The following is a 15,268-nucleotide window of genomic DNA, read 5'->3' as shown; positions in this document are numbered from 1 at the left end:
CTATCATTGTTTTGGAATCGGGTGCTTGATCTTCTCCCACATCGTCGGGTAATCAAACTCTTTAAAATTAGGACTTTCTTCATTGTGGCATTTGCGGCAGGTCTCTTCCGTCGGAATGATCAAACCCTGGGCGACGGCTTCCTCTTTATCCTCCATCACACTCTTCTTCATATAATCTTTCCCCGGGCCGTGGCAGGACTCGCAGGAGATCCCTTCTTCCACGGGGATCTTTTCCGTCACCTTGGTTTCAGAGAATCCATACGCCGTGGAATGGCATTTCAGGCATTTCCCGCTTTTCTGAGGGTCATCAATCCCGGCTTTTGCGGCAAACTCTTTCGCCTGAGGCGTGGCCAGGGTTTCATAGGCCTTGGAATGTTTTGACTCTTGCCAAACTCGGTACTGCTCCCCTTTCTCCGGTTTTTTATGGCACATGGCGCACTTCTGCGCCCCGATATATTCATGCTCTGCAGCAGAGGCGGGGACGGCACAGAGAAAAAGACAAGCAACCAATGCCACCGACAGCCAACCGACTTGAGCGCAAGAATTTTCCTTATCCATTTTTTCTCCCCCTTTGCGCATTAATGAGGCTCCCGCTGATCCGAAGACCGGCTGCCCGGATCTCCGGCGGCAGGTGAAATCAAATGCGGCTTACCATAAATATCGAATTCATATACCTTCCCCCAGACCTTGACTCTCGTTTCCGCCACATGCCCCAGCACCCCAAAGACCACCAACGAAAGGACCACCAAGACCCCGATCGTCATGGAAACGGGTCTTTTCAAAGGGTGCCGCTCTTTGCTCCTGTCCAAAAAAGGCCAGAGAAAAAGCAACAGCGGGGCCAGGGACGTGACAAAAATACCGGTTAGCTTTGGAAAATATTTCAGGACCTGGTACATGGGAAGAAAATACCACTCCGGCTTAATGGCATGGGGCGTCTGAAGGGGGTCAGCCTTCTCCCCCAGGTCAAACGGCATCAAAATACACAACGTGATCAAGATCCCCAACAGAAAATAAAAAACAATCCCCTCTTTAACGACATGATGCGGGAAAAAGGGGATACCCTCTTTCTCCTTAACTTTCTCTTCTTTGCCGACGGGCTCTGTCGTTGCGATCCCCTGAAGGCGGACGAGAAAAAGATGGACCGCCACCAGGAAGAAAACCACCCATGGCAGGATGATCACATGCACGACAAAGAACCGCGAAATGGTCTCGCCCCCCACGGAACTCCCGCCCCGGAGCAGGGTTTTCAGGGGCTCTCCGATGACAGGAATGGATCCGGCGATCTCCGTCCCCACAGTCGTCGCCCAGTAGGCCAATTGGTTCCAGGGCAGAAGATAACCGGTAAACCCAAACACCAATGTCAGCACAAAAAGGAAGACCCCGATCACCCAGGTCAATTCCCGCGGTTTTTTAAAGGACCCCGTGACGAAGGTCCTCAACATGTGGAGAAAAACAATGATCACCATCAGGTTGGCGCCCCACGCATGGACCTGCCGGTACAGCCATCCCATGTGAGCCGTTGTCGTGATGAACTTCACGCTCTCAAAGGCCTCATCCACCGTAGGGCGATAATAGATCAGCAACAAGATCCCGGTGATGACCTGGCTGAAAAAAAGAAAAAGCGACATGCTCCCCAGGGTATGAAACCATCCGATACTCTTCGGGAGCGGTTTTGTGATCTGATATTTGACGGGTTCCTTGAGTTTTTCGACCTCAAACCGCTCATAGAACCAGCGTTTGATACAGCCCTTTAGCATTTCTTTCTCCATGGAATGGAGCATCTCATACCGTCACGAAGATCTTTCCGTCAACAACCTTGACTTCATAAGTCGGCAGGGGCCGGGGCGGAGGCCCGGCAATAACCCGCCCATCCAGCCCAAAGGATCCGGCATGGCAGGGGCATAAAATCTCCCGCTTGGGGCCGTCCCAGTCCACAAGGCATCCCAGGTGGGTGCAACTGGCCGAGAACGCCTTGATTTGGTCCGGCGTTCTAATCACAAGGATCGCGCTGCCGCCCATGACCACCTTCTTGGCGCCCCAGACAGGGATATCATCGACCCGCCCGACTTCCAAGGCACCGGACGTAGGCCCCCCTTGCGTTACCGGCCAAAGATACCGCAACGCCGGCAGGATCATCCCTCCCAACGTGACAAGGAGTCCCCCGTTGATCATCATCCCCAGGAAATCCCGGCGGGAAACCTTGCCGTCCCCGGCATTTCCAGCAGGGCCGTTCGCCTGGCGCTTATCCATCGCGGGATCACTCATAGTCTTTCCTGTCCGCGTTCAGCTGTTTATATTTAGCCCTCAAAGCGACGACCATGCCCAGCACAAAAATCCAAACGAAAATAAGGGAAACCTTGCGCCACCGGAGATTCTCCCTCTTCTCAAGGATCTTGGCTTCGACCTCCCCGACAGTTGCGACGATCTTGTCATGCAAGTCGGCGATCTTTGACAGGGAAAGGGTATGTTGCGCGGGCCCCATCTCGATGGATTTTGTCTTGGCCTCATCCAGAGAAGCCTCTTCTTGCTCAACGAAGATCCCTTCAACGGACGCCTGCTTAACAAGGGCCTGCGCACCGGCCAAACTCTGCTGGGCCCCCCGGATCATCCGGGCCAGCTCCTGACCCTGCTGCGCCTCCGGGCTTTGCGGATCATGGCATGTCCCGCAGGCCGTTTGATAAAGGTCTGGCGTCGGGTGCTGGACCCCGTGATTCCCATGGCAGGAGATGCACTCATGGAAATTCCCCTTTTCCGTCAAAGGGGCATGGACACTTTCCAGGAAATACTTCTTTTCATTCAAATGGCATTTGCCGCAGGTGGCCCCGACATCTTTAACTCCCGGGGGGACAGCCCCATGGCCGCCATGACAACTCGCGCATTGGGCCACCGAGATATCCTTCTTCTCGAACAACGCCTTTCCATGAACACTGTTCCGATAGGTCTCATAAATGTCCGAGGGCAGACCGTAGGAACCCATGAGTTTTGCGTTGCCGTGGCATTGGTTGCAAGTCTTCGGGAGGTTGGAAGGATAGACAGGGCTGCCGGGATCCGAGACAGGAAGAACATCGTGGTATCCATGGCAATCGCTGCAGGCCGCCACGCGATTGTCCCCCTCCAGCAAAAGCTTCTTCCCATGGACGCTTGTCTTATACCGGGCCAGCTGGTCCGTGCGGATACCGTAGAAGTTCATGACCTCCACATCAGCATGGCATTCTCCGCAGATAAGAGGGATATCTTTCTTGTCCGGAATTCCCCGGTATCCCGTCTCCGGCGCTTTTGCCCGGTCCATGTCGGCTTGCGTGGGGTCGCCTCCATGGCATTTATTACACGTGATCCCGTTTTGCGAATGGATGCTTCCCTTCATCTCCTCCCACATGTCCGAATGGCAGGTGATGCAGGAATTCCCCTGACTCTCTTGGGCCAAAGCCAGGGTCCCAGAGGTGAAGAATATGACAAAAAATAAAAATGGGGTTCGCATACAAATTTGTTTATTGAATCAATTCTCAAATCCACTGACAAGAAATAAAGCCTTCCACAGGAATCCCGCGGTCACAGAACCACAGGGAGTTGAGAAGGCTTCATTGCAGAATCCGGGGAAAGACGAGAAAGCTCTCTTTCTCAAGACCCGATGATTTACCAATCAAAACCAACGTCCATCCAGACAATGTGGGCGCTGTAATCACCGACCTCGACCAAAGGGTTGGCCTTGTACGAAGCATATTCGTATGTCGGCTTCACCTTCATCCCCTTCTTGGGTGTCCATTCCAGACTGGTAGTCATGTCGTATTGTTTAAAATCAGCACCAAGGGGGAGCCCCGTACCGCTGAAATCATTGTAATTGTCAGCCCGGGAATACAGGATGGTATTGATCAGGCTGATGCTTTCCGAAGCCATATAACTGGTGGAAAACAGCCAGCTATTGACCCCGGAATTGAACGCCGGAACCGCTGTCGATGAGGCACTGCCCGCAGTCGTTTTCGTGAAATACTGCTGATGAGAAAATGCCACGGTCATCAGCAAGGGGTTGATCGGCTGCACCGTGATATCATACGTATACGTGTGCGACCTCATCAAATTTTCGGTATTACCCTCATTCTCAACACGGGGGTAGTACTTGTTGTTCATCAACTGATAACGGAATGAATTCTGATACCATTTAGCGGGCTTCCAGGTGAACTTGGTAGCGACTTCATCCCCTTTCAATTGCAGCGCATCCAAAAAAGCGGATTTTGCCGAAGTCGTGATGGGGGATTCTATCAGGTCGTCATAATCATTCATCTCATCCTTGTGCCGGACATGTGCAGTCATGCTGATGGTCTTGGACGGAATGATGCGCGCCCCTGCGGTCAATACCGTTTTATTGATATTCGTAATCGTCTCCCGGAAGAATTGATCGGAGGCGTTCACCGCGGATTGGCCGGCGATGCTGTCTCTGAACTCCGAGATCCAATTCCTCGTCTGCTCCATTTCCGCATCCGCATAAAGAGTGGCATGAGAAAAGCCCGTATAACGCAGGGCGATGTTTTCTCCGATCCGATTAACCTTGTTCTCCACATTGCTGACTTCCGTCGTGTTCACGATCCCGTCTGGGGTCGATGGGGTCTTGTCATTAGGATAGGTCGAACTCCCTTCCCTTTCCTGGGCCGCCACCTTCAGTTTGGATATAAAACTCAGGTCTGGTGTGAGGTTGTTCTGAAAATGGCCGGTCCAGATATGCTCGTTCATCCGATTTTCGGCATCAGACGGCAGTTTTTGCTCCGGGTAAGAGCCGTAACTCGTCGGGCTGTAATTCTGATCGTACTCCCGAAGCCATTCATATTCCGTATTATTGACATGGGCGAAACGGTAACCGATGGCCGCAAATGTTTTGTCATCGATGATCCACTTCTCCCCCCTCAGGGTCGAAGCCAGGACCCTGGCCTCCGGTTTTTGTTCCTGGACACGGATCTTTGTATTGGTGGATAAAGCCCCCGTATCATCCAGCGATTTCTCTTCACGGACATTGCGCGACTCCACCCATTCCGCTTTTTGTTCCCCTTTCAGCGTGATACCGGCGACTTCCTTGGTCCCTTTCAGGGTCACGATATCGGCGGTCTCGTCCACCTGCTGCCAGGCCGGCCCGATGGACTTGGTCGTGGCCCCTTCGGTCACGCTTGTCCAGGTGAGACGGGACTTTTTTCCCTTCTTGGTATGACGCTCATACATCAGGTTCAAATCCGGATGCGCTTCCGTCCCCAACCCGAGCTCCAACATGAAGTGAGCCATATCCATTTTCAGGTCCTGGTTGGTCAGGTCCCTGGAACCTGAAACAAATCGATTATAAACCCCACCGGTGGTGTCGTAATATTTCCGGAACGATTTGTATTCCGTCTTGATAAAGCCCTCTTCCCCCTTTTTCAGAATAATAATCGCTTCGTTATCGTTCTCCTCGGGGATCGTATAGCCTTCGAAAGAAAAATCCGCCGTCCCCACCTTTTCGTCAAAGGACAGGTGCTCAATGCCGCCGACGTAACCGTCCTTCATCCAGTGATGGGCGCGGAATTTCGCCACGTCCCCCTTGACAGCGGCGTAACGTCCCGCGTTAACACCCAGAGACCATTGCCCGTCTTCCTCTGCCCAAACAGAGGACGCACACCCCGCCGCAATCACGAGGGCTGCGATAAGATATACGAATGTTCTTTTCATGATACCCCTCCTTAATTAATAGCGGAGATGTTCGTCAAAGTTTGACCCGTGCACGGCCGTGTGGCAGCCGGCGGACATGCAAGTACTGTTAGGCAGGCGACTCGAATGGCTCGAGTTGCCGATTGTGGGAAAGTTCATCTGGGCGTGGCAGCGCAAGCAGAGATTATTATCTCGGGCCACCAGCATTTTGTCGTTGATCGAACCGTGAACCTTGTGACAGGTCGTGCATCCTTCACGGAGAACTTCATGTTCCCAGACATACGGCCCGCGCTGTTCCGAATGGCATTTAAAGCACGCCTCATTGATGTCTTCCATGGAGGTGGATGTCCACGGCTTCACATCCACACCGTGCGGCTGATGGCAGTCCACACAACCCATCTTCCCTTCAACGACCGGGTGATGAAACGGCAAGCGAAATTCCGTTTTCTTGTCGAGATGACAGGTGAAACAAATTTCAGGATTTTTCTTAGGATTGATGATCGTCCCCTTGCCGCCGCCGTTCTCAACGTGAACACTGCCCGGGCCGTGGCACATTTCGCAGCCCTGGGCGGTTTCCGTCTCGCCCTTCACCTCGATACGGGCGTGCGTGGAAAGCTGATACTCTTTGTATGCCTCTTCATGACAACTCGCGCACGTTTCGGTGCCGACGTATTCGGCGCCCTTGGCTGCGGTCAATCCGTCGACCGTCTGCGACACTTTTGCCTCTTCCGCCGAAGCATACCCGGCGGCCAGGGCCATGCCCCACAGCCCCGCCATCATGAAGATCCAAATGACTTTTCCCCGCATTTGCGGGATTCTTTTAAGGCCCATATCTCATCCTCCGCGTTTTGTTTGGAACCGCTGATTCATACCATTCAACAGGAACGTTTCCCTGAATAAGAAGAATAAGAATTAATTAAAGAAAAGCCTCCCCGGCCGCAATTTCGAGCGGACCGGTCTTGAGAATTTTATTATGAAACTCCAGCACCTTTTGCTCGACGATCTCCTCGACCTGCCGGACCGCCTCCTGCCGCCGCTGAAGACTGCCCTGCGTGACCTCGTCCAGGTCGTCGATCGTGATCAGGCGCACACCGGGAAGCTCCTGGTCCAGCGGCTCGATGTTGCGCGGCATGGAGATATCCATCAAGACCAGCGGACGCCCCTGTCTTTTCGGAAGGATTCCGGCGATCAATTCATTGGTGATCAGATAATGCGGGGCGCTGGCCGCGCAGATGCAGGCGTCCACCCTCTCCAGCATTTCCTTCAAGTCCCAGAACGATACCTCCGTGCCGCCGAACTGCCGGGCGAGCAACGCGGCCTTTTCCTGGGTCCGGTTCATCACCAGGATTTCCCGGATCCCGCGGTTGGCAAAATGATTGGCCGCCAGTTTGCTCATCTTTCCCGCGCCGATGACCAGGACCGACTTGTCCTCAAACGATCCCAAAAGGGATTGCGCCATCGTGACCGCGGCCCAGCTCACGGAAACCCCGCCGTAACCGACCTGGGTTTCATTCTGGGCCTTCTTGCCGGCGCGCACCGTGATATTCGACAAAATATTGAATGGCCGCCCGAGCATGCCCATCTCCCGGGACAAATCCACCGCGGTTTTGATCTGCCCGAGAATCTGTTTTTCCCCCAAAACGAGAGAATCCAGCCCGGTGGCCACGCGCAAAAGGTGACGGACCGCATCGGCTCCCTGAAAAGCGTAAAAATGCCGGCCCCAGTCGTCTGCCCCCCCGAAATGCTTGATGCGAAGCAAATGCCGCAGCAAGGCCTCGGGCGTCATACCATCAACAGCGTCGGCGTAAATCTCGGTCCGGTTGCAGGTGGACAAAACTATGGCTTCGGCCACGGCCGGGTCATTTTTCAGCGCGCTCAACAGCAAGGCCCGCTCCGCGTCCTTGAGATAAAGTTTCTCGCGGACCTCGATCGGCGCAGTCTTGTGGCTGATGCCGGCAACCAGAATATTCATAGCCGGCCTTTCCAGGGGCGAGTCCGGCCCGCACCGTTTTTCAACAGGGCTTTCCAGGAAGGACAGTCGTGCAGTTTTTGCAACAGCCGGCGTTTCTCCGCCGGCTGGAGCTCCTCCATCGCGATCAAATAAATGCTGTCATGCTCGATCTGGATATGCTGGCGCATGAAATGGCTCAGGTAGGTCCCCCGCTCTTTCACGCGCTCGATGATCTCGGCGCGGCGGGGCTCACTCTTTTGCGCGGCGAGCCGGCGGAGCAGCTGCGCCATCTCCTTGAGACACGCCGTCAATTCTTTATGTTCGGATTGAAGATGGCGGACCACGATCTGGATCTTGGGAATATGCCGCTCGACAAAATCGAAAAGGATATCCTCCACCACGATGTGCGGCAGCATCGTGGCATTAAAAAATCCGACCAGCTTTTCCGCTGACCGGATATTTTTTTTCAAACAGAGCTTGCCCTCATAGCGGAGCCTGGTGAGGGCGTCATCAAGCTGGTTTGTCTTGTCCAGCAAGTCCTCGTGATTGTCTCCCAGGACATGGATGCTGGTTTCAAAATTGGAAATCTTTTTAATCATGCGCCTCCTCAAGCGATGATTATTATAAAGTAATAATAAAAAGAGGGGTGTGATGTCCATCACACCCCATAAAAAATCCAGTTTGCCGGCCTGTTGCCCCGACTTCTCTATTCTTCGCGTTTTTCAACTTCGCCGCCCTCTTCCCTTTGGTGAAACGTGATCACGCCAACCGCGGCCACGATCGTCAGCGCCGCCAGGATGGTCCGGCCAGTGAGGGCTTCCCCTCCCAGCCCCCAGCCCAGCAGAACCGCAACCACCGGATTGACAAAGGCATACGTCGAAGTCCTGGCCGGGCCTACGGCCCTCAAAAGCCAAATATAAGCGGTAAATCCGATCAGCGACCCAAAGACCACCAGATACAGGAAAGCCAGCACAGACTTTATGCTAAAGGCCGCAGGATCCCATCCTGCCGCCTCCCCCTGAAGGAGCCCGAGGAGCAACAGGCATGCCCCTCCGGCCGTCATTTCCATGCCCGTGGCCACCAGCGGAGAATCCGGCAAAACAGCCTTCCGGGAATACACCGAGCCGACCGCCCACGACAACGAGGCCGTCAGCAGGGCCAGCGTTCCCCCCAGGTGAATGGGTTGATGCGGATTCTGAGAAAAACCCGGCGCCATCAAAAGCCAAACGCCCCAAAATCCCAGGGCGATCCCGGCAAAAACACCTGTCCCGGGCCTTGCCTGCCGGTGCCACAACCATTCCAACAGGACCATCCATAACGGAACCGTGGCAATGAACAGCGACGCAAGTCCCGAGGGAACATACTGTTCGGCCCACACCACCCCGCCGTTTCCGCCCAGCAACAGCAAAAAACCGATGATCAGCGCCGGCTTCCAATGTCTCGGCTCCGGGGCAGGATGCCGCCGGACATAGCGGGCAAAAACGTAAAGCGCGATCCCTGCGATCAAAAATCGCAACCCGGCCATGGAAAACGGCGGCAGGGTCTCAATCGCGAAGCGGATGGCCAGATAGGTTGAGCCCCAGATCAGATAAACGGCCGCGAACGCCGCAGCGATACGGAGTCGGGTAACTTTCATGGTCTTTTTAAAAATACCTTATGGTCTCTGAAAGACGGCTCAGCCGAAAAGCTTAAAAGCCAGAAGAAAGGCGAAGAACCCGGCCAGGTAGCCGACAAGCCCGGGCAGGGCGATTTTCTTGAAATACCAGGAAAAGCGGATGTGCTCCATGCCCATCACGACAACGCCGGCCGCGGAACCGATGATCAGGAGACTGCCGCCCGTCCCGACGGCATAGGCGGCCTCCAGCCAGAGCTTGGAATCCGCCGGATAAACGCTGACCGGATACATGCCCATGGCGGCGGCTGTCAGGGGCACGTTGTCGATGATCGCAGACGCGATCCCCATCACGCAGATGATCACGTCTTTGCTGCCCAGATGGGCGTCCATCCAGGACGCGAGCTGGCCCAACAGGCCTGCCGTTTCCAGAGCGGCAACGGCGAGAAGGATACCCAGGAAAAACATGACGCTCGACATGTCGATCTTGGTCAGCACATGCGGAACGCGAAGGTAATGGCGCTCTTGGTGAATGCGGTCGGTCACGGCCCACATGACTCCCATCCCTAGCAGAATGCCGATGTAAGGCGGCAGTCCGGTCAACGCGCGCAGGACCGGGACAAAGACCAGAGCGCCGATCCCCAGGACGAACACCCGCCGGGCGCCCCAGGCCCGGGGCTTTTCTTCAACAGCGGACGGGGGAATGACATCCTCATTGTTAACGCGAAAGGTAAAATACAGCAGGGGGACCAACAGCGACAGCAGACTGGGCACAAAAATGAACGAAATCAATTTCCAGGAACTGATGCGCTGGTCGATCCAGAGCATGGTGGTCGTCACGTCGCCGATCGGCGACCAGGCGCCGCCGGCGTTGGCCGAGAGGATGATCATGGCGGCGAAGATCATCCGGTCCTGCTTGTCGCTCACCAGCCGCCGCAAGAGGGACACCATCACGATGGATGTCGTCAAATTGTCCAGGACCGCGGAGACGAAAAACGTGATGAGGGAGATCAGCCACAACAAAACCCGCTTGTTGCGAGTCCGGATGGCGTCCGTGATGACCCGGAACCCGTCGTGGGAGTTGATCAGCTCGACAATCGTCATGGCGCCGATGAGAAAAATGATGACCTGCGAGATGTCGGCGAGGTGCTCGTTCAGGTGAAGGAAGGCCTCCCCCGGCCGGGACGTGGTCCGGAACGTGATCAAAACCCAGCACGCCACGGCGGTCAAGATCGCTGCGGCCGCCTTGTTGACGCTGACATTGTGCTCCAGCACGATCGCCAGATAACCGGCAACAAAAGCAAGGACTATCAACCCATCCACAGACATGCGCCCGGGCCTCCCTGCCCGCAAACTCGATGCGCGCCATCATATCACAAAAAACCGCTTTGTCTATACAGCCGGGCCCGACGATTTCAAAAAGCTCTCAGGTGCAGAATATCTCTCAACATCATCCGAATAAGGAAAGCCTCCCGCCATCATAAAAGGACACAATATCTCGTGGACGTCGAACCACGGGAAGGAATTAAAATGCTTATTGTTGAGAAATGTCGCGAGGGCAGTGTAGAAAACAACCCCCAGGGCGAACCCCAAAAACACCTTGCTGGGGGGCCGCCGTTACAAAGACACCTCGACATCCTCAGCGCCCCCGCTAACCGGGCGGATGGATATCAAATGCTCATCTATCTGAAGTAAGCAGACACCATCAAGAAAAAACATTTCAAATAAACACGACCGTGAAAAAACAAAATGTCCGCAATGAGCAGCCCCCAGCACAAAAGATGAAACATCGTTTTCCCCGGCTTTTTCATGATCACAGAATCCTGATGGCGTCCAGCAGCTTTATATGCTGTTGGTGGTACGGGATCATTTTCGAAGGTATAAAATGCACAGGGTTCGGGATCTCCCCGGACAATGATAAATATTTAAACCCGTTTCCCAGGGCATCCGTTACCACAAGCGGAGAGCGATCGTCTTGGAGCTCCGCGTATATTTCCCGGGCACTTTCGATCTGTTGCGTAAAAAATGACTCGTAAAAATCCAGCAGCGGGCGCAGGCGCAAAGAGTCTTCCAAAAGGCTGTTCCTTATAAAAAACCATGACGTTGGGCCGGCAACGATCATGCTGTATTCCGGGCTTGCTAATATATATTCCATGGGAATCTGGTCCATCGGAAAGTCGTAAGGATCCGCGAGTTGCTCATAGATCAAACAATCCGGCATATCCGGCCTGGGGTCCTGTGTCTGCCAAAGCCGGTTTTGAAGCCGTGTCCCGTACATATTGGCCAGCCAATCCTTGTCTGAGGCGACATAACACGATAGACCGCCAGCGTCTTTCGTCAGCAATTCCAGCGGTTCCACCCAAAAATAGGTGAATTTGACATACCACCCCGCGTATTGCAGATAATGATATTCCTTAAAATTGTCACCTTTCAGCCGGTCCTGCAGCGCAATATGAACCAGATGATGCGGCATCCATCGGAAAGGAATCATAAAAATGGCCAGCATGCTCGTCAATATGGCCGCCAGGGAAAACGCCCTCCAGCTCAACAAATAACTCGATTTGGCCAACAGCAAATACCCAAGAGGAATCATGATCAAGACATACCGCGGAGCCCAATCGATGTTCCATTTAGGATTCAACAGCAGGAACAGCATGAACACAGGCATTAAAAACGCGGAATAGAACAGGGGCCATCGCTTGAATATTTTTTTCCGCAAGCGGACCATCGTCAACGCGATTCCGGGAACGGCGAATGACCAAAACACAAGACCGAACCCATGGCTCAGGGTTCCCAACTGTCGTTCAGAAACAAAGGAATCAAGCTTATACAGCAGACCATCAAAAAAACCCCCGGCGGCACCCTTAAAAAATTCCGAAGCCGGATAAAAAGGATTTCCGAAAATAAGGAAATTCCGGAAATACACAAAACAAAACAGGCTCGCCGCCAAAACCAGAATCGCAAAGAACTCCCATCTCAAAACTTCTTTTCGGCGCAAAAACAATATCGGCATAAACGCCAAGAGATAAACCAGCGCCGTCTGTTTCATGCCTATGAAGACGGCTGAAAGGACGCATAAAAGCCCTATCCGTCCAAAAGACGGAGTATGGATGATCCGTGTGCACAAGTAAAGGATGATCAACGCTGTCACGCAAAAAATGACATCGTGATTGCAGCTCCCGTTTTGAAAAATAATGACGGGAGCCCAAAAAAACATTAGGCCGATAAAAAATGAGCGGCTGAGCGTCACTCCCCAGGAACGCAATAACGCAAACAAGACCACGGAGCCGCACACAGAAAAGATCAGCTGAACAGCATCGATCCACCGGGTTGTCCCCCATAAAATGACCGGCATGAGGAAAAACAGGTCGGCGTTTTGCGGGAAGGCGAATTCTGGCTGGATGGGCGGAGGGACAAGTGTTATCTGTCCCTTGAACCAATGCTCCCAAACCATCGGCAGATGATAATCGATATCATCAACGGCTCGGGGCGGGAAAAAATATGCCGACGCGAGAAGCCAGCCGAACAAAAAAATAGAAAACGCAAAAAAGGAGCCGTTTGGTTCTCGAAAAATCTTCCGCGTTCCCGACATCAGCCTGTCCCGGTCAACGGCCATCTGCTGAATAACGGGCTGCTTGTGTTGGGCATACAAAAAGACGGCCGCGGACAAAACTCCCCAGGCCGCCAGGACCGCCGGCCTGTTCAGAAAACCCAAATGACCTGCGGAAAGAATGACAAAAAGGATCTGAATGATAAAAATCGAGATGGCATAAACAAATTTTTCAGATAAACGCAACGGCCAGAATACCCCGGCACAAAAATAAGAGCTTAAAGCGACCATCAAGAGGATGACCATACGCGTCCCGCCGCTAATCAGAAATTTTAACTTTTGAAATCCGCAGGGAATATTCGTCCGAGATCCGTGTTTCGACGATCGGCTCCAGTTGATAAGCTCTGTCGAGCGCCTGGCTGGGCCAGGGGGATCGCCCCACCGGCTGGATCACATAAATCGAGCTAAACATATGGCTCTTGTAAGCTCTTAAGTTATCCAAGACATCCTTGTTGGCCGTGCCGGGGAATTCAGCCCCATAACCGTGGACGATCAGTTGGCCGGGCCGGTCACAAATGACAAGCGTGTTCTCATCCGCGTTTTTCTTCAAAAAATCTGTGATGAACCTCAGCTCCCTCGTGGCATACAAAGAATTCGTCCAGCGGTCTTCCACGGCGGCACCATGATAATAAAGGAACAGCGCCAGGGCCCCCGTCAGAAGGATGGCCGCCGGCCAGCCCTTGCGTCTGAAGATCTGGACAAGAACAAAGACCGGCAAAACAGACAGGATGACGAGCAACGCCATGTAATAACGTCCATTGAAGGGATGGACCGCTATGCTGTGGCAAAAGGACAATGCGCCGGCGAACACGATCAGCAGGCACAAGGAAACTGTCGCCCAGAGAACGGCATCGGGTCGGGCAACGGGCCGCCGACGTAAATTTTTGAAAAATAACACGGCAAAATAAACCGCGGCGAGAATCCCGGCGCAATTCACCAGACCCGCGTATCCCAGCTCCCCGTTCAAACCCAAAACGTATTTAAAAAACGCCGGGGAATTCCGCGAGGCGTTTTCCAGCTGAAGTTCCTGCAGCCATGTCCTTCCCGGGAAATCGTAGTTTTTCTCGGTCAACATCAGGGCCCTCTGCCAGAGCCAGGGCAGGAAGAAAAACGGAGTGAGCACATAAACCGGCGGGCGCGGCAGGTATTCGCGCCGGACATAACCGGCCGCGGCCAAAATCACCATTGTCACGACGAAGAATACGGGCGATTCATAGCGGATGTTCCCCAGCATGGCTAAACTGAGGACAAGCGCCAGAAACACAGCGCCGCCCGGAGCCCGAAGAAACGACCGCAAAAGAATAAAACTGATCAGGATGAACAGGAAATTGAAGAGCTCAAATCCGCCGCTGGTCGCGCACCAGGACATGATCGGCTGGGACATCACCAGGAGCAATCCGGCGGCGGCCCCCGCCTCGCCTATCCCCGGGCGCACAAGCCAATACAGCAAGAACAAAACCGCCCACAGGACGAAATAATTGAACGCGAAAACATTTTCCACCCGGTAACCGGACACGGTATGCGCCAGGGAAACAAAAAACGGGAATAACAGCGGCCGTTTTTCCAAAAGAGCCGGTTCCAGCGGCCAGAACCGCCCATAGGCCCGCTGCCCCTCCATGATGTTATGCACATTCCTGTTAGACATCATGGATTTCCCGACGGACAAAAGATTGGTCTCGTCGTTCAGGACCCGGAGCTGTTTCGGCACCGACACAAAGACGATAGACGCCAGAACAAACGAGAATGCCAGTCCTCTCCAATGGGTCCTGAAAAACTGCGGCGGCCGGGGGGACTTCTCGCGCCAAAGCATGACCAGCGAATACGCCCAGGAAACGGTCAACGCAAAGATAATATAGTAGGAAGAATAAAGGAAGGCGTCCCGCATCAGGGGCTTGCGGGCCGCCGTGAAGATGAAGACGGCAGCCCACATGAATAACGCGGTTATGTTGAAAACGCGGAACATGTTTTCTCCTCTTTCATACTATTTTACACCTCTTCCGTAAGCCTTCCATCTTTCAGATAAAAAACCATTTTGTCCACCGGGCATTCGTAGCCGTGTTTCGGCGAATCCTCCGAAACGCAGCAACCCCCCAAAATGCACTTGCTGTAATCTTTCCCCGGTATCGGGTAACCATACACAACAGATTTTTTAATCAATGCGTTCCCGTGCTCAGGGCATTGATAGGGGGGCATTTTCATCGCGATCTTCCTTGGGTTTCAATATACTCCCCGGGCCCCCGCTCGTCCAACACATTCCAGCGCAAGCGCCGGCCCGAAGCATAAGTTCTTGTATACTGCCACTAGTTAACAGAGCTTGACCAATTTGTTAGAATAGGGCTCGCAATCGAAAGGAGCCTTATTCATGAAATACCGCCAATGGACCAGTAAGCAAAAATCACAGATCGTGCTGGAAGGACTGTCCGGGCAGATC

At 53.7% G+C, this 15,268-nt stretch carries 12 protein-coding genes; all 12 read right to left on the bottom strand.

Features of this window, described 5'->3' with window-relative positions; all coding sequences use genetic code 11:
• Window positions 1-3: 3 nt before the first annotated feature.
• Window positions 4-558: a cytochrome c family protein gene (locus tag Q8Q08_10300; GenBank protein MDP2654406.1), complete on the bottom strand. Its 555-nt coding sequence runs from the start codon at window positions 556-558 to the stop codon at window positions 4-6.
• 20 nt (window positions 559-578) lie between these two features.
• A complete protein-coding gene (locus tag Q8Q08_10295; GenBank protein MDP2654405.1) occupies window positions 579-1,769 on the bottom strand; it encodes a cytochrome bc complex cytochrome b subunit in 1,191 nt (396 codons plus the stop codon).
• Between the two features lie 13 nt (window positions 1,770-1,782).
• Window positions 1,783-2,265: a Rieske (2Fe-2S) protein gene (locus Q8Q08_10290; protein ID MDP2654404.1), complete on the bottom strand. Its 483-nt coding sequence runs from the start codon at window positions 2,263-2,265 to the stop codon at window positions 1,783-1,785.
• Window positions 2,258-3,478 (bottom strand): cytochrome c3 family protein, encoded by a 1,221-nt coding sequence (locus tag Q8Q08_10285; GenBank protein MDP2654403.1) that lies wholly within the window; start codon window positions 3,476-3,478, stop codon window positions 2,258-2,260. The genes Q8Q08_10290 and Q8Q08_10285 overlap by 8 nt, the downstream gene beginning before the upstream one ends.
• A gap of 155 nt (window positions 3,479-3,633) precedes the next feature.
• On the bottom strand, window positions 3,634-5,685 hold the full coding sequence (locus tag Q8Q08_10280; protein ID MDP2654402.1) for a hypothetical protein: 2,052 nt from the start codon (window positions 5,683-5,685) through the stop codon (window positions 3,634-3,636).
• Between the two features lie 15 nt (window positions 5,686-5,700).
• The gene (locus Q8Q08_10275; GenBank protein MDP2654401.1) at window positions 5,701-6,495 is read right to left on the bottom strand and encodes a cytochrome c3 family protein; all 795 of its coding nucleotides are present in this window, start codon (window positions 6,493-6,495) and stop codon (window positions 5,701-5,703) included.
• Window positions 6,496-6,580: 85 nt separating this feature from the next.
• A complete protein-coding gene (hemA, locus tag Q8Q08_10270) occupies window positions 6,581-7,636 on the bottom strand; it encodes a glutamyl-tRNA reductase (GenBank protein MDP2654400.1) in 1,056 nt (351 codons plus the stop codon).
• Window positions 7,633-8,214, bottom strand: coding sequence for a hemerythrin domain-containing protein (locus tag Q8Q08_10265; protein MDP2654399.1), 582 nt, complete (start codon window positions 8,212-8,214; stop codon window positions 7,633-7,635). Before Q8Q08_10265 ends, hemA begins: the two co-directional genes overlap by 4 nt.
• A 107-nt stretch (window positions 8,215-8,321) precedes the next feature.
• Window positions 8,322-9,251: a drug/metabolite exporter YedA gene (gene yedA / locus Q8Q08_10260; protein ID MDP2654398.1), complete on the bottom strand. Its 930-nt coding sequence runs from the start codon at window positions 9,249-9,251 to the stop codon at window positions 8,322-8,324.
• A gap of 39 nt (window positions 9,252-9,290) precedes the next feature.
• Window positions 9,291-10,556 carry a sodium:proton antiporter NhaD gene (gene nhaD / locus Q8Q08_10255; protein MDP2654397.1) on the bottom strand — a complete coding sequence of 422 codons (1,266 nt, stop codon included), beginning with the start codon at window positions 10,554-10,556 and terminating at the stop codon, window positions 9,291-9,293.
• 484 nt (window positions 10,557-11,040) lie between these two features.
• Window positions 11,041-13,083 carry a hypothetical protein gene (locus Q8Q08_10250; protein MDP2654396.1) on the bottom strand — a complete coding sequence of 681 codons (2,043 nt, stop codon included), beginning with the start codon at window positions 13,081-13,083 and terminating at the stop codon, window positions 11,041-11,043.
• A gap of 13 nt (window positions 13,084-13,096) precedes the next feature.
• Window positions 13,097-14,800: a hypothetical protein gene (locus Q8Q08_10245; GenBank protein MDP2654395.1), complete on the bottom strand. Its 1,704-nt coding sequence runs from the start codon at window positions 14,798-14,800 to the stop codon at window positions 13,097-13,099.
• Between the last annotated feature and the right edge of the window lie 468 nt (window positions 14,801-15,268).

This window comes from Candidatus Omnitrophota bacterium, from assembly GCA_030688425.1.
Taxonomy (GTDB): Bacteria; Omnitrophota; Gorgyraeia; order Zapsychrales; family JANLHA01; genus JAUYIB01.
Note: the sequence above shows the minus strand (reverse complement) of the source record. Positions and strands in the feature narration are given on the sequence as shown.